This is a genomic window from Acinetobacter haemolyticus, from assembly GCF_900406815.1.
GTDB lineage: Bacteria > Pseudomonadota > Gammaproteobacteria > Pseudomonadales > Moraxellaceae > Acinetobacter > Acinetobacter haemolyticus_A.
The window spans coordinates 1-16770 of sequence record NZ_OVCN01000014.1 but is presented as its reverse complement, the minus strand read 5'-3'; the positions used below and the strand labels follow the sequence as shown (position 1 = coordinate 16770).

Here is a 16770-nt window from a genome sequence, read left to right as displayed (position 1 = left end):
GGTTAGATGCTCACAAATAGATTAAAGACGTGCTAAAGCACGAGCAAAACGACTTAGACCTTCATCAATATCTTGTTGAGAGATAATCAATGACGGCGTAAAACGCACCACATCTGCACCAGCAACAAGTGCTAAAAGACCTTCTTCACCAGCCAAGGTCACGATGTTTTTTGCTTTGCCTGCATACTCATCTTTAAGAACGCAACCAATCAATAAGCCTTGACCACGAATTTCCTTAAACAAACCATATTCAGCATTCAATTTATTTAATGCATCTACGAAATATTGATGACGTTGTTTCACACCTTCTAAAACTTCAGGCGTATTGATGAACTCAAATACAGCACCAGCAACAGCACAAGCCAATGGATTACCACCGTAGGTTGTACCGTGATCACCAACCGCATACATATTGGCGTATTTATCTGTTGTAATCATCGCACCAATTGGGAAACCACCACCCAATGCTTTTGCAGTGGTTAAAATATCTGGTGTTACCTCTGTATTCATATAAGCGTAGAGCGAACCTGTACGTCCCACACCAGTTTGTACTTCATCAAAAATCAGCACTGCGCCTTTTTCATCACACAGCGTACGTAGACCTTTTAAGAACTCAAGATCGGCAGGAACAACACCGCCTTCACCTTGAATTGGTTCAACAATCACCGCACAGGTATTGTCATCAATTATTGCTTTCGCAGCTTCTAAATCATTAAATGCAGTATGTTCAATACCTTCTGGTAATGGCGCAAAATCTTGTGAATATTTCGGTTGACCACCTGCCGTAACCGTAAATAAGGTACGACCGTGAAAGGCATTTTTAAACGCAACAATATTTTTTTTGTTTGGATTACCACTGAGCAAACCAATTTTTCGAGCCAGTTTTAATGCGGCTTCATTGGCTTCTGCACCCGAGTTACAGAAAAATACTTTGTCTGCAAATGTACTATCCACCAGTTGTTTTGCAAGGCGCAAAACTGGTTCATTGGTATAGCCATTGCCAATATGCCAAAGCTTTTGCGCTTGCTCAGTCAGTGCCTTAACCGCAATTGGATGTGCATGTCCTAATGCATTGACTGCAATTCCACCTGCAAAATCAATATATTCTTTATCATTTTGATCCCACAGACGAGCGCCTTCACCACGCACTAAAATGAAATTTGCTGGTGCAAAAACTGGAACCATCCAGTCATTAAAGTTGCTACGTGTAATCATGACATTACTCATTTTATTTACTCACTTCCTGTTTGATCATTGGGCTGTTTTAAACATCACAGCCCCGTTTTAAACTGATGTACTAAATTGATTAACCTGGGAAAATACCGCGTTCTTTACGCGCTTTTAAAATACGTTCACACGCCAAAATATAAGCGGCTGTGCGCAAGCTACATTCTTTTTGTGCCGCAGTATTCCAAACATCAGCAATGGCTTGAATCATCAATTTGTCTAGACGCTCGTTGATTTCATCCTCAGTCCAGAAGTAGCTCGCCATATCTTGAACCCATTCAAAATAACTGACCGTTACACCACCTGCGTTACAGATCACGTCAGGGACAACGGTAATATCACGACTGACAAATACATCATCTGCTTCTGGATAAGTTGGACCATTGGCACCTTCAAGTACGATTTTGGCTTTTAATTTTTGCGCGCGTTCAACAGTAATCTGACCTTCCAATGCCGCTGGGATCAGAATATCCATATCAACTGTCCAGAATTCTTCATCCGAAATCACAGTTGAATCAGAAAAACCCATCACACCGCCTGTTTCCACCACATGCTTTTGCAGTGCTTTGACATCCAACCCTTCTGCATTAAAAATCGTGCCTGTATGGTCTTGTACACACACCACTTTTGCGCCTGCATGACTAAATAAATAAGCGGCTTCATTCCCCACATTACCAAAGCCTTGTACAGCTACCTTAGTGCCATCAATCGTTAAGCCAATACGTTTTGCAACCTCTAAACCGGTTACAAATACACCGCGACCTGTCGCACGTACACGACCTAGAGAACCACCCAAATGTACAGGTTTACCCGTTACCACACCTGTAACCGTATGGCCTTTAATACTTGAATAGGTGTCCATCATCCAACCCATGATGTTGGCATTGGTACCAACATCTGGCGCAGGAATATCAATTTGAGGTCCAATAATTGGGCTGATTTCACTGGTGAAACGGCGAGTTAAACGCTCTAACTCACGTGGAGACAATTCTTTTGGATTAACACGGATACCTCCTTTCGCACCGCCGAATGGGAGATTAAGTACGGCGGTTTTAATGGTCATCCATGCAGATAAGGCCATGACTTCATTGAGCTCAACATCTTGATGATAACGAATACCACCTTTTCCCGGACCGCGAGATAAATTGTGTTGAACACGATAACCTTCGAAATGACGGATCGAGCCATCATCCATGACAATAGGAACATCAACAATTAATGTACGTTTAGGCGTTTTTAGCGTATTAATAAAATTGCTTAGATCTGCGTCAATATATGGCGCCACTCGATCAATTTGAGTGAGGTAGGTTTGCCAAGCACCGCTGTTTTGATCCGTATATGATAAAGACATCATCTGTTCCTTAATTAATCAATTATCCCTGTTTTTACAGATTCCCTTTTATTCAGGGTTTCCTGCCCTGTCATCCCTGATGCACATTCTGCGCAGCCACATCACGTCAAAAATGTTTTGGGCTTCATATACTGATTATTATTAAGAATCAAACTGATTCACAAAATTGCTTTTAATGATTAAAATGAATTAATTTTTATCAATTTGCACATAGAAAATATCAAAATGAACAATTTAGATCATATTATTCTAGGATTGCTAAAAGACAATGCGCGTATGTCCATTACCGACTTGGCGGCTAAAGCACGTGTCTCACGAGCAACTGTACAAAAACGTATTGAATACATGGAATCTACTGGTGTGATTACGGGCTATACCATTCGTTTTCGACCGAATGCTGAAAGAAATGTGATTCGAGCATGGATGAGCATTATGGTCGAAGGCACCAAAGCCCAAGCTGTGATTCGTGAACTACGTTTAGAATCCGCCGTTGAACGCTTACATACCACCAATGGTAAATGGGACATTTTGGTGGAGTTAGAATCTGACAGTTTAATCAACTTCGATAAGGCACTTGAACGTATCCGCAATATTTCAGGGATTTACAATAGTGAAACCAGCATTTTACTTTCTACATATAAAACTTAAGTCCCTATCAAGTGAAAAGCCGCTTGATACGATATGGCATCAAACGGCTTGGTAGCTCCAATGTTAATTTAGACTAAGTTTTAAAATGTGGATTTTCTAAGGGCAGATCCTTTTCTAAATGTTCATCAAAAACATCCGTCAGCATACTGTCATAACGTTTAGCATTGTATTGCAACAGTTGTTCTGCCTCTGTGGTATTAATAAAACCGACAGCAACGGCATCTGCAATATGCTCCTCAAATGACAGCCCTTTAAACTGATCTTTAGATTCTGCTTTTTTAAACTTATTCCAAAGCGGTTGTATTGCTAACAACATTTGGAAAGTAGACTCCATGCGCCCCATCACATCACTTTCATCAGTGTTGTAATACACATGTTTTTTCAGCTCTGCTCTAAATGGCGTTTCCTGTAACAGCAATTGAGCCACGTCCTGCTTCAACTGATCAGATGGTTTAGCAATTGGGCGACCAAATGGGAAACATACCAATTTCACCAAATTCGCGGCAATTTTCATTGGGAAATTATCATAGAATCCGAAAAATGCTTCCTGTGCATTAAACAAGGCTTTATTCAATGCCAATTCAGCATGTTTTTGATCAGACGCTGTACGTTGACCATTTTCATAGTATTTTAAAATCGCTGTCGCAATAAATAGATGCGAGTGGATATCCGCCAAGCGTCCAGAAAGCATTTCTTTACGCTTCAAATCACCAGCTAAAATACCCAATGCCATATCTGCGGTCAGTGCAAAATCAGCACTCATTCGATTGATCACCGCATAATACGGTTTTGAAAAATCGTCAGCTTGCTTAGAGCCTTCACGAGATCCTCCCGTGATAGCAAATGCCACCGCTTTGGCACCACGATTAAAGGTATAAGCCAAATGCTTAAACAACAATGGACTAAATTGTTTAAGTGCCGCCGCTTTATCTTCTGATTGCAACAATTGCAATTCTTCAAACAAGTATGGATGACATCTCATCGAACCTTGACCAAAAATCATCAATGAACGTGTCAAAATATTGGCACCTTCAACCGTGATAGCCACTGGAATAGACTGATAGGTCAACGCCAGGAAGTTACGTGGTCCAAGCTGAATTGCACGACCACCGACCACATCCATACCATGATTAATCACTTTTCTCATGGTTTCAGTGGCGTAATACTTCGCCATGGCAGTCATTACTGCTGGCGTTCCACCCTGATTGAGTCCACATGTCACTAGATATCTAAATGATTCCAGCATATAAGCATCACTGGCAATATCACTGGTCGCTTCTTGTACACCCTCAAAATGCCCAACTGAGATTTTAAATTGTTGTCGGATACTCGCAAAAGCACCCACTAAAAGATAACCCATCTCCCCTGCAGCCGTCGCTAATGCAGGCAGTGAAATGCCGCGTCCAACACCGAGACACTCCATCAACATACGCCAGCCTTTACCAGCATTCTCTTGACCACCAATAATCCAGTCGATCGGGATAAAGATATCAGTCCCTTCAACCGTACCATTCATAAAAGGGGCACCAGGATGATGTCTTGCCCCGATTTTAATTCCTTCATGGCTGGACGGAATTAAGGCACACGTAATTCCATATTCAACTTTGTTTTTATCTCCCAACAAGCCATCTGGATCGTAGAGCTTAAACGCCAGACCTATCACGGTTGCTATAGGAGCCAAAGTAATCCAGCGTTTAGAAAAATTCATTTTTAAACCAAGGACTTCTTGACCATCATGGTTTCCATAACACACGATACCTGTATCTGGAATTGCACCTGCGTCAGAACCCGCTTCAGGGCTGGTTAAACCAAAACATGGCACTTCTGTACCGTCAGCTAAGCCCGGTAAATAACGCTGTTTCTGTTCAGTGGTTCCGTAGTGCAACAACAACTCGCCCGGACCCAAAGAGTTAGGGACCATACAGCTTACTGCTGCAGTTAAAGATCGTGACGCAATCTTACTCATAATGCGACTTTGCGCAAAAGCGGAAAACTCTTTACCACCAAATGTTCTTGGAATAATTAAACCAAGAAACCCTTTATCTTTAATAAACTGCCAAACTTCTGGCGGCAAATCTTTTTGGTGATGATGAATTTGCCATTCATCTAGCATTGAACACAGTTGCTCAACTTCATTGTCTAAAAAAGATTGTTCTTCAGTTGAAAGCTTTGGATAAGGATATTGATCAAATTTCTCCCAATCAGGCTCCCCCATAAATAGCTCTTTTTCCCACCAACTGGTACCTGCTTCTAACGCTTCTCTTTCCGTCGTACTCATACTTGGCATCGCATTGGAGAGAAGATTAAATGCGGGGCGACTAATCAGTGCTTCACGTAGTGCAGGAATTAATATCACGATACTCATTAGAATAATCGGTATACCAACCAATAAACTCCACGGTGTAATAAACACAGCACAGATGACTGCAACTGCAACAGAAACGAGACTACCAATTGTTTGATTTAGTTTGAAATAAAATACAGCCCACAACACAGCAAACTGAATCAACAAGCTAAGCAATATCAATAATAGAGTCATGGTTACTCCTTTGCCTTCAACTTGAATTAAGAAGAAATGTGATTAAATATTTATGCTTTACTATATTTTTTAACGTATTAAGTTAAGTGTGAAAAAAGAGTGAATTTTGATTGTACAGTGGGTTTTTTTATTTTCAGGATAAACTACTAAATATTACATAACCGCATAGAGATGAAAGGCTTTGTTGCATAATCATTAACTTTGAGTGCGATTCATTCCAAAATCATATCTTTTTTTAAAACTTTCATAATCAAATCATGATTCTACTATCTGACATCGTTTGGTAGGTATTTGGTAGGTAGGAAAAATTTTCACCCCCTGCATACTAAGCCTACAGTGATGAAATCACTGCATAACAAACAATGGATTATGGAAGAAGGAATCGCTCCATGGCTTTTAAGAATATTGCAGATCAAACTAACGGTTTTTATATCCCTTGCGTCTCACTTTTTGGACCTGGCTGTGCCAAAGAAATTGGAATCAAAGCTCAAAATCTTGGTGCTAAAAAAGCACTCATTGTCACCGACGAAGGATTATTTAAATTTGGTGTGGCGGCAACTATTTCAGAATATTTAAAAAATGCTGGTGTTGATAGCCATATCTTTGCAGGTGCTGAACCAAACCCAACCGATATCAATGTCCACAATGGTGTACAAGCATATAACGACAATGGTTGTGATTTTATTGTTTCTCTCGGCGGCGGCTCTTCACATGATTGCGCCAAAGGCATCGGCTTAGTTACTGCTGGCGGTGGGCATATTCGTGATTATGAAGGTATTGATAAAAGTACCGTGCCGATGACACCACTCATCGCAATCAATACTACGGCAGGAACAGCCTCTGAAATGACCCGTTTTTGTATCATTACCAATACTGACACCCATGTCAAAATGGCAATCGTTGATTGGCGCTGTACGCCGCTGATCGCGATTGATGATCCTAAACTCATGGTCGCTAAACCTGCAGGTTTAACTGCTGCAACAGGGATGGATGCCTTAACCCACGCTGTCGAGGCTTATGTTTCTACCGCTGCAAATCCGATTACTGATGCTTGTGCAGAAAAAGCGATTAGTATGATTAGTCAATGGTTACGCCCTGCTGTTGCCAATGGTGAAAATATTGAAGCGCGTGATGCCATGAGTTATGCACAATATTTAGCGGGTATGGCATTTAACAATGCTTCTCTCGGTTATGTGCATGCAATGGCACATCAACTAGGTGGTTTCTATAATCTTCCACACGGCGTATGTAATGCGGTGCTTTTACCCCATGTTTGCGAATTCAACCTGATTGCTTGCCAAGATCGTTATGCAAAAATTGCAGAATTGATGGGGATCAACACGGATGGTTTTACTGAAACTGAAGCAGCTTACGCCGCAATTGATGCGATTCGAGAATTATCATCTTCGATTGGTATTCCTTCTGGCTTAACTGAACTTGGTGTAAAAACTGAAGATCTTGCAATCATGGCTGAAAATGCGCAAAAAGATGCTTGTATGCTAACTAATCCTCGTAAAGCCACCCACGCTCAAGTGGTTGAGATCTTCAAAGCTGCACTTTAAATTTCCTCTCAAAAGTAAGCCAAAGCACTCCGACGACAGGCTTACTTTTTTGGGAATATCTCTACAAAGATATTCCCTTTTTTTATCTTATGTCTGAGCTTTAAATAAAATTTAACTAGATTAACTTTTATTATATTTTTAATTTTAAAATAAACTATAAACGATAAATATTTAAAATAACGATTTATAATATCTATAAGTCATGATTTAAAATATATCTTTAAACTTATTCAATGATAAATGTGCAGGATGCTCAGCTGGCAATAACTCCATTAATCGCTCAACTGCATCGATTGCTTCAGGGAAATGAGCCACGTGTTTCAATAATAAATCCGTTTCTGTGGTTTTAAAAATCGCATCACTTAAACGCGACTCTAAACAATCTCGCCATGCACATAAAAATGGGCTCTCAGTTTTAGCGAGAAAAACCCCCTTGTATAACTGTAAAGCAGAAGCCACATAACCAGAATCAAGTGCCTGTTCAGCCAAAAGAAAATCTGCTTCTACATCTGCCAATAAACGATAAGGTCTTGAACCCAGCATTCCACCTAAGATATCTCTCAGTTGTGACATTTCAGCTTTTAAAGTCCCGATGCTCACCTTGCGTTCACCATACAAAGCTTGATGTAAATTTTCTAGATTTAAGCCATTTGGACACAGCACCAAAATCGCTAAAATTTCAATCTGACGAGGTGTAAGCACCAACGATTTCCCATTAAACAAGATCTGGGGTGTCGAAAAAGCCCGAATATATAACTGTTGTCGTTGCTGCTCGATCAGTGCCGATTGAATAATCGAGGCACAACGTTCGACAGCTAATACCCCTAAACTATTGTGCTTTTTCCATGTGGTCGATAAATCTACTACGCCTAAGACTTGCTTAGAATACGGATCAATGATCGGTGCCGCATAGCAAACCCAATCATGAATCGACTCCATATAGTGTTCGTTTGAAAAGACACAACTGGATTGCTGCGTTTTGAGGGACAAAGCCAAAGCGTTTGTTCCAACCACCTCTTCAGCCCACTGACCACCTGCGATGAAATGTACCTTTTCAGCAGCACGTTGCATCTGCGTACTTGAGGCTGTCCATATAATGGTACTCCCAACATCACCTACAGCGATCACCATCGATGACTGCGCTGCAATATGACTTAACTCGTTCGCACAAGCATTTAAAGCCTTATCCAAACTACTTATATTTTTCTTATTTTGATTGAGTAAAGGTGCTGCAAGGCGTTCTTTAGGAATGGAAGACGATACAGATCGCTGCCAAGAACTCGCAATACTTTGTTCTAACTTCTCAGCGATTTGGGGAGACAGACTATTTTGTTGCTTTAACTGATCAATAGACTGTCTTTGCCGTATGAGCTCTTGTTTTGTAAACATTTGTGTATCCCTCACACTTGAGCATGGTTTCCAACCTTTCTCCAACCTTCACCGATCTATCCTAGTGAAATAGCGTACAAAAGTACCTTATACCAAAGCTGTAGATGCTTAAGATCAATTATAAGCAAAGGAATATTTATATGCGTTACATCGATCCGAATCAAGCAGATTCAAAAGTCCAATTTAAACCACAGTATGAAAATTTTATTGGTGGTCAATGGGTCGCTCCTACTAGAGGAGAATACTTCGATAACGTTTCGCCTGTCGATGGCAAAGTGTTTACAAAGATACCGCGTTCCTCTGTCGAGGACATTGAACTGGCACTAGATGCTGCACACAAAGCAAAAGCTGAATGGAATAAAAGCTCTCCAACATTCCGTTCAAATATCTTACTTAAAATTGCTGATCGCATGGAAGCAAACCTTGAAATGCTTGCGGTGGCAGAGACTTGGGACAATGGTAAACCTGTTCGTGAAACCTTAGCAGCGGACATTCCATTGGCAATTGATCATTTCCGTTATTTTGCAGGTTGTATCCGCGCGCAAGAAGGCGGCATCTCAGAAATTGATGAAGATACCATTGCCTATCATTTCCATGAGCCATTAGGTGTGGTCGGTCAAATTATCCCATGGAACTTCCCGATCTTGATGGCAGCTTGGAAACTTGCTCCTGCGCTTGCGGCAGGAAATTGCGTGGTTTTAAAACCTGCGGAGCAAACGCCAGTTGGAATTTTATTGGTTCTTGAACTCATTCAAGATCTTTTACCAGCAGGTGTGTTGAACGTCATCAATGGCTATGGTGCTGAAGTCGGTCGACCTCTCGCAACCAGCCCACGTATCGCTAAAATTGCATTTACAGGTTCAACTCAAGTTGGACAGTTGATTATGCAATATGCGACAGAAAACATTATTCCCGTGACGCTCGAACTGGGTGGTAAATCTCCAAATATTTTCTTTGAAGATATCATGGATAAAGAAGATGATTTCTTGGATAAAGCGCTAGAAGGCTTTGCCATGTTTGCCTTAAACCAAGGTGAAGTATGTACCTGCCCATCCCGTGCTTTAGTTCAGGAAAGTATTGCCGACGCATTTTTAGAAAAAGCGATTGAGCGCGTTAAGCGAATCAAAGTGGGTCATCCTTTAGATACTGAAACCATGATTGGTGCTCAAGCTTCTCTAGAACAACAAGAGAAAATTTTACGCTGCATCAGTACAGGTCGTGAAGAAGGTGCTGAACTGTTGACAGGTGGTAGTGCGAGACAAGAAGTTGGTGAGGGTTTCTATATCGAACCAACGGTGTTTAAAGGTCATAACAGCATGCAAATTTTCCAAGAAGAAATTTTTGGTCCTGTGCTGTCAGTAACGACATTTAAAGACTTTGATGAAGCCATTCAAATCGCAAACGAAACCATCTATGGTCTGGGTGCAGGTGTTTGGTCTCGTTCTGCACATACCTCATATCGTTCAGGTCGTGCGGTAGAAGCAGGTCGTGTATGGACCAACTGCTATCATATTTATCCTGCACATGCGGCATTTGGTGGATATAAAAAGTCAGGCATTGGTCGTGAAAACCACCGCATGATGTTAGATCATTATCAACAAACCAAAAATCTTTTGGTGAGCTACTCAACCAAACCTGCTGGATTCTTCTAACAATCCATATCACTCATTAGAAAGAGCAAATGTTATTTCACATTTGCTCTTTTCATAGGTCAATTATAATTTTCGCTGTCAATTAACTCGTCAAACTGAGTTCCTGAGTCCAAGTCGATTTCGGTTGTTGATGCAGATGCCAACATACTTGAGCAATCGATTGCATCAACTTTGAATTCTGATCATCCCATTTTTCTAGCGTGCAGTAAGCTACATGAATTCCTTTGGGATGAAACTCTCTTGCCAATGACTGTGATAAGGCTCGAATACTGGCAAACATACTCATCATCAATAAATCAGCTTTCTTTCCCGCACCCGCTGATCTTGCACCAAGGAAAATCACTGTTCCCTTTTTCTGTTTAAGCATGTTTGCAATCATAGCTTGCGAAACACTGACTGTATTTAGACCTGTAACTTGCCAATATTGTTCAATCATTTCAGCAGATACAGTATTGATATGATCAGTACACCCAAACTTCGGCTGGATAATAGATAATTCAATCTTATAGCCCTGTTGTTGAATATATTTGACCAGACTTTTTAATGAAGTATTCGACAACAAATTCAGTTGAATAATGGTTGTTTGATTATCTGAACTGAAAACTTTTAAATCTTGCTGGGATAGATCATGTGTTACTTGAAAAATATGTAATGGATGATCTGAATCAAGATTGATAAACGCTTGACTCAACAACTCAATATTTTCACCAAAGACCACCATACAGGACTGAGCATTTTTTGATGATTTTAATAATCGCCCTAGCTTATTCATCATTTTAGAAGCGCTCCTGATACGGACGTAAATCTAATTCATGTGTCCATAAATCATTGCTTTGCTGATATAACATTAAATAATTATCAGCAATTGCCTCAATATTTAAGCCGCCAGTACCACGCGTTAATCTTGCTAAACGTCCAAGTCCGAATAAGGCTTTATTGACCCGATCTCCATCGACCATGCCATCAACCACAATATGTGCAATATGTATATTTTTCGACTTATATAGACTTGCTAAATTAAGTGCATAAGCACGTAATGCCGACTTTCCCATGGTAAATGCAGCAAAAAATGGTTTACCTCGCAGCGATGCACTCGCACCTGTAAAAATCAAGGTTCCTTTTTGTTGCTGTTCAAAAATCTTCAGACACGACTGCGAAACCAAATAGGCTGATAAGAAAGTTGAGCGCCACATTTTTGAGAAAAAGGACAACTGCGTTTTTAAAAATAAGGATGGAATATTGCCACCTACGTTATGAGCAACGACTTCAAGCTGTTCGTTATTTGCAATGATTAAGTCAAATAAAGATTGAATCTGTTGATCATTTTCGGCATCTAAACGATAAGCGACAGCATTACCACCTTGCTGAGCAATAGTTTGAGCCACTGCTTGCAATTTATTGAGCGTTCTTCCTACCACATAAACCTTTAACCCAGATTGAGCAAAGCGTCGTGATACGGCTGCACCAATCCCTTGTTCTGCCCCAACCCCAATGACAACAGCGACTCGCATACTCATATTCGTTTTATCCAAGCTGCAATATTGGAATAGCTATTGGTTTTCGCTCCCCACACTTTACTTGTTCGTACAATCTCTAAAAGCTGTGAAGCAACTGCAATATCGGCCACCGTTTTTTGATCTCCGACTAACCAACCCGTAGCACTCAGCACCAGTTCTATACGTTCCAAATGACGAATAAACTCTGCTTCAATATCGGCTTTTGCCATACGTCCTGTGCCTTGCATTTTCAGTTGAAAACTGAGTGCAGACTTCAATAAAGGTTTCATCAAAATCACTTCATGCTTTGGACGACCTTGGGCACTGATCGCAACGGCATGATCTAATGCATCAGGATCACTCACCCGAAAATGGATTTCGTAGAAATACAATAACTCATCTGCCCAGTCTTCCCACAACTCAACATAAGCCTTTTGCATTGGATCGAGCGGATAAAGGCGCGGTAAATCGGGATATGCTTCATCCAAATAACGTGCGATGCGCGTACTGTCTTGAATTCGCTGTCCATTGATATCCAGTACAGGTACTTTTCCGACCTTACTCAACTTTGGAACTTTAGCCCCCAACACACCGTTATAATTGATGGTTTCAAATTCAATCCCTTTAAATTTCAACATTTTTGCTACTTTTTGACAAAAAGGTGAAATTTCCCACTGATGTAAAGTAACCATTATTTTTCTTTCCTGTAAAATTAGGCGCCGAAGACATTTCTCTAAAACTTTCGTCAGAGGATATTGTTATATCTTTTTAGCTTAGGCTATTTTTGACGGATAATCATATTGGTCGCTGTTGCGTGAGCATACAATTTGCCTTCTTCATCTCGAAGATAACCTTCTGAAATAACCAAGTTGCGTCCGATATTGATGACTTTACCTTCAGCGATGAGTTTCTTATTAAATGGCATTGGACGGCACATCTTAATTGCTAAATCAGTCGTTCCGTATCCTTCACCTGCTGCCAATACCGTATGGGTCGCACATCCAGTGACCGAATCAAGTGCGGTCGCAGCAAAGCCACCATGCACACCACCTAGCGGATTAGTATGACGTTCATCAGCTGTTGCAATAAAAACAATACGACCATATTCAACTTCAGCGACACCTTCCATGCCCATGGTTTTTGCAATACCTGGTGCAGGTACCAACCCTTGTTGAAACGCTTGCATGATTTCTAAACCAGTCATTTGATTTGGACTTTTCATTGATTTACTCTCTTTTTCGGTCTTTAAAAAATGATATGTACAGATAAATTGCTATTAAATATATATGCTCTAAGCTGCCCTTCTTATCATTTAAATAAAATATTTGAAGTTATGGCAGCTAGACCAAATCATTGTTTTATGAAGCTAAATGATGCGCTGTTTCAGTTATTCCCAGTTTTAATTTAGTTTTCGCTACAATATCTGTTTCATCTGTATCATTCGGATGAAAGTCAAAACGATAATAAGAGAAGAATTGAGGTACCAGTTTTCGATAAGCTTGAATGCTAAAGCCTGCAAATCTCGCCCAAGATTTTAAGTTCAGCAGTTGTTTGTCTCGCGACATTAGAACAACCTGATAAATATTTGAAAACGAAGTAATTAAAACTAAACTTAGGCTAAAAATCGCCACACGCGGAATATAAGCATCTAAGCCCTTACCATAGAGATATTCATACATATCATAGGCAACTGCTTTATGTTCAGTTTCTTCAACACTATGCCACAGCCATAAATTACGGATGGTGTTATCGGTCATTAACTCATTGACATTTTTCATCATTTCCACCACCAAAACTGCGGTGTAGTGTTCTAGACCCACTGTGACCAATAAATTCCACTTTTTGGGAAAAGTACGTTCAATTGCTTTTAGAATGATCCCAGTCATTTTTTCTAATGATTCAGGATTCAAACCATACTGCTGGGCACTTTGATGAAAAGCATGATGTTCTTTGGAATGCATGGCCTCCTGACCAATAAAGGCACCAATATCACGATTTAAGCTCTCATTATTTTTAATCTGACTTCGCAAAGCCCGGACTGAACGGACAAAATAGGACTCACCTTCTGGAAAGAGCGTAGAGAGTCCTGTGAAATAATGGGTTAGGCTCGGTTCATTATCACACCAATATTTAGGCATATCCTGAAATTCATAATCCATACGACGTACTGGGAATGATGCAGGTGTTTTTTGCTTTGATTTTTCTTTCAACACAGATGACATTGTTCACCTCAAGTAGTATCTCAAATTAACAAGTTCCAAAAAAGAACTTATAAAGCAAAATATCTGCGTAGGGTGATCTTGTCAATGTCGTTCATATCTTAAACAAGCAACTTGTCCTGAAATGACTGTCTCATTCCTCAAAAGATAAGAGACTAAAATTTAATCTATGATTTGGGCCTAAAACTGATTTTATCAAAAGATATTTAATATCTTTAAAAGGTCAATGCAGAAAAATTTATTAAAAATTATGAAGTAATATAAAATAGGAACAGCCCTAATGAGCTGTCCCCACTCACTTAGAATCGATAACCAATTTTTAAACCATACGCGATGGCGTGATTGTTTTTAAACTCGGCTTGCTCTGCAATTTCTTTAATACCCTCAATCGGTAAGTAATAACCACCATCCTCACTCTTAGCATCCCCTAACCAATAGTATTTAACACCAGCAGCAATAAAATAATTTTGAGCTGGGTTGAATTGTACACCCACACCAAGTGACCATGAACCCTTCATTGGGCCTAAGGTCGAAGCTGGATTACCAGTCCCTGAATCCCAACCGACATCAGCGGCAACCCCCCATTTTTCTGTCAGTTGATGGCCAACCCCTATCGTTGCGTTATATTGATCTTTTTGGTAGGAGTCTAAGTCCACGCCTTTCTTATATGCACCTTCTGTAAGTTCATCCAAATAACTTGCTGTAAGCGCATTATATTGTGTTGGGCGAATATTAAAATCTTTCCAATTCACCCATCTCAAATTCATATAAGCCAGTGTGTTTTGCGACACACCAGTTTGAAAATCAATATTTACAGATTGAGGCGTTTCAAGTTTTGTTTTTGCGGGGTTTACAAATTGTAAAGGCTCATCAAACATACTCTCATCTACCTGAAAACTATATTTGATTTTTGAGCGATAGGTGATCGCAGCCTTGAGTGCAATTTCTGGAATCTGATAGCTCGCGCCAGCGAGCCACCCCAATTTTCCTTGTTCTTTAAAATCAGCGTTGTAACCATTAAACGCTTCGGTATACGCCATTCCGCGAAAAGAAGCTGTACCTTTTACTTCTTGGTAAACAGGTCCACCATAAATCTGAAAATTCTTAAGTGGTGAATATCCAAAAATAAAACTTAAGTCTTGGCTCTTTACCTCTACGGAAGTACCTTGCTGGCTAAAATCATTATCCGAGTAGCTATTATTGGGGCGAAGTGGATAGGCCGTTTTGGCAGCAAAAGGCTGATCATAAAGAAGACCAAAACTGAAGTGGTCTGTGAGCTGCAGCTTTAATGCAGCAGTATAAAATTGAACATTTTGTCCAATATTGCCTGTATGACGACTTTGATTTGCTCGGACAAGATCTGGACGATCATGAACTACGCCTGAAACAGAAGGATCAACCGCAAATGCGTTGACTTCAAAATAATTACCACTCTCTAAAAATGGCAGTATCGATTGACCAGACTGGTCAAGTGCGGCAGCCTGAGTATAGCTACTCACAAGCATAGCCGTTATACAAAATACAAATGGTCCTAATTTCATTAACTCTTTACTGTTAGATGAATATTTCAGCTGATCATCTCTAAGATTTTCTTTACCTTTTGAAAAAATTGATAATAAATCAGCACCGTCCTTGCCTAAAGATTTTTCCATAATCATTCCTTAAATTATATTTTTGCTAAATCGTCATTATGATTAATCATCCAACAATTCATGTGTAGGACTAAGATTCATAGCGAACAAAAAACAAGCTACACAAATAATTACACAGTGTCAATGACAATGTGTAATTATCAGAAAGATTAACATCAAGTTTGTTTATTGTTTAAATTCAAATATTTATAAAAATTAAATTTCTTATATGAATAGGATAATTCTATTAAATTGGAAGCATTTTTATTTTAGATATTACTGTTATTCAGAAATTAAAATAACAAAAACTACTGAACAACACCGTACAGTGTTGAGATCCAAATATTTTGGAGTACTCGAATTATAAGTTCAGAGTCAACTGGATCAGAATGTCCAAAAACCTCAAATAAATATCTTTCTTCTAGCCAAATCAGTGCTTTTGCAGTTTCTTCAATATCCAAATCTTTTTTAATTCTTCCTGAAACTTTTTCTTCTCTTATATGTTGGGCTGCCGCAGTTATAAACTCCTGAACTAGATTACGGTATATCTGATTAATAAATTCATCTCCACTCGCTGCTTCAACAAATGCTCGTAACACACGACCATGCTGCATATAGACATCAACCGTATCAACGATAGCACGACTCAAATCCATCTCAGGATTATTAGTATCCAGCCAACTTTCAGCAATGTTAAATAATTCTTTTCCAATACTATGAACAAGTTTCAAAATGAGGTCATGCTTATCACGAAAATGGACATAAAAAGCTGGACGTTTTAATCCAGTAAATTTCATCACCTCATCAATGTTAAGCTCTCGAAAAGGTCTTTCATTTAAAAATTTTTCTGCAGCCTCTAGTATTTCTCGCTCAGATTCTTTGGGATCATGTTTTGGTCTACGGCGAGAAGTTGTCATACTATGCTATCTATGATTTAAATGCTGTCATTGTAGATATCAATAAAAGTTTCGACAAGTCTAATATTATCTTGCAGACTAAATGATTTTTGGTTTAACAAAACGACTGATATTTTAAAATCATCCGAACGATTACCTG

At 39.6% G+C, this 16770-nt stretch carries 14 protein-coding genes; 3 read left to right on the top strand and 11 right to left on the bottom strand.

From position 1 onward, the window contains the following. Window positions 1–21: 21 nt before the first annotated feature. Window positions 22–1227 (bottom strand): aspartate aminotransferase family protein, encoded by a 1206-nt coding sequence (locus tag DK207_RS10980; protein ID WP_109441204.1) that lies wholly within the window; start codon window positions 1225–1227, stop codon window positions 22–24. A 79-nt stretch (window positions 1228–1306) separates the two neighbouring features. Further along, the gene (locus DK207_RS10975; RefSeq protein ID WP_109441203.1) at window positions 1307–2581 is read right to left on the bottom strand and encodes a Glu/Leu/Phe/Val family dehydrogenase; all 1275 of its coding nucleotides are present in this window, start codon (window positions 2579–2581) and stop codon (window positions 1307–1309) included. 222 nt (window positions 2582–2803) lie between these two features. Here DK207_RS10975 and DK207_RS10970 point away from each other — a divergent pair, with 222 nt between their 5' ends. Continuing rightward, window positions 2804–3226, top strand: coding sequence for an Lrp/AsnC family transcriptional regulator (locus DK207_RS10970; RefSeq protein ID WP_109441202.1), 423 nt, complete (start codon window positions 2804–2806; stop codon window positions 3224–3226). Window positions 3227–3299: 73 nt separating this feature from the next. Here the strand turns inward: DK207_RS10970 and DK207_RS10965 are convergent, their stop codons facing one another. Further along, window positions 3300–5765, bottom strand: coding sequence for an acyl-CoA dehydrogenase (locus tag DK207_RS10965; protein WP_109441201.1), 2466 nt, complete (start codon window positions 5763–5765; stop codon window positions 3300–3302). 389 nt (window positions 5766–6154) lie between these two features. Here DK207_RS10965 and mdh point away from each other — a divergent pair, with 389 nt between their 5' ends. Continuing rightward, window positions 6155–7327, top strand: a complete 1173-nt coding sequence (gene mdh, locus DK207_RS10960) for an iron-dependent methanol dehydrogenase (RefSeq protein WP_109441200.1) — start codon at window positions 6155–6157, stop codon at window positions 7325–7327. Window positions 7328–7534: 207 nt separating this feature from the next. Here the strand turns inward: mdh and DK207_RS10955 are convergent, their stop codons facing one another. Beyond that, a complete protein-coding gene (locus tag DK207_RS10955; RefSeq protein ID WP_109441199.1) occupies window positions 7535–8716 on the bottom strand; it encodes a helix-turn-helix domain-containing protein in 1182 nt (393 codons plus the stop codon). Window positions 8717–8856: 140 nt separating this feature from the next. Between DK207_RS10955 and DK207_RS10950 the strand changes: the two genes are divergently transcribed. Further along, the gene (locus DK207_RS10950; RefSeq protein WP_109441198.1) at window positions 8857–10368 is read left to right on the top strand and encodes an aldehyde dehydrogenase family protein; all 1512 of its coding nucleotides are present in this window, start codon (window positions 8857–8859) and stop codon (window positions 10366–10368) included. An 82-nt stretch (window positions 10369–10450) separates the two neighbouring features. Here DK207_RS10950 and DK207_RS10945 read toward each other — a convergent pair whose 3' ends face one another. The 7 genes from DK207_RS10945 to DK207_RS10915 all read right to left on the bottom strand — a co-directional run bounded on the left by DK207_RS10945 (window position 10451) and on the right by DK207_RS10915 (window position 16631). Next, window positions 10451–11143, bottom strand: coding sequence for an SDR family NAD(P)-dependent oxidoreductase (locus DK207_RS10945; protein ID WP_171293671.1), 693 nt, complete (start codon window positions 11141–11143; stop codon window positions 10451–10453). Window position 11144: 1 nt separating this feature from the next. Further along, window positions 11145–11885, bottom strand: coding sequence for an SDR family NAD(P)-dependent oxidoreductase (locus DK207_RS10940; protein WP_109441197.1), 741 nt, complete (start codon window positions 11883–11885; stop codon window positions 11145–11147). Continuing rightward, a complete protein-coding gene (locus tag DK207_RS10935) occupies window positions 11882–12556 on the bottom strand; it encodes a glutathione S-transferase family protein (RefSeq protein WP_109441196.1) in 675 nt (224 codons plus the stop codon). The genes DK207_RS10940 and DK207_RS10935 overlap by 4 nt, the downstream gene beginning before the upstream one ends. Before the next feature lie 86 nt (window positions 12557–12642). Next, window positions 12643–13086 (bottom strand): PaaI family thioesterase, encoded by a 444-nt coding sequence (locus DK207_RS10930; protein WP_109441195.1) that lies wholly within the window; start codon window positions 13084–13086, stop codon window positions 12643–12645. A gap of 136 nt (window positions 13087–13222) precedes the next feature. Continuing rightward, entirely contained in the window at window positions 13223–14086 is an 864-nt protein-coding gene (locus tag DK207_RS10925) for a metal-dependent hydrolase (RefSeq protein WP_109441194.1), read from the bottom strand. 296 nt (window positions 14087–14382) lie between these two features. Further along, window positions 14383–15624 carry an OmpP1/FadL family transporter gene (locus tag DK207_RS10920; RefSeq protein ID WP_416224676.1) on the bottom strand — a complete coding sequence of 414 codons (1242 nt, stop codon included), beginning with the start codon at window positions 15622–15624 and terminating at the stop codon, window positions 14383–14385. Window positions 15625–16022: 398 nt separating this feature from the next. Then, entirely contained in the window at window positions 16023–16631 is a 609-nt protein-coding gene (locus DK207_RS10915; RefSeq protein ID WP_109441192.1) for a TetR/AcrR family transcriptional regulator, read from the bottom strand. Window positions 16632–16770 lie beyond the last annotated feature (139 nt).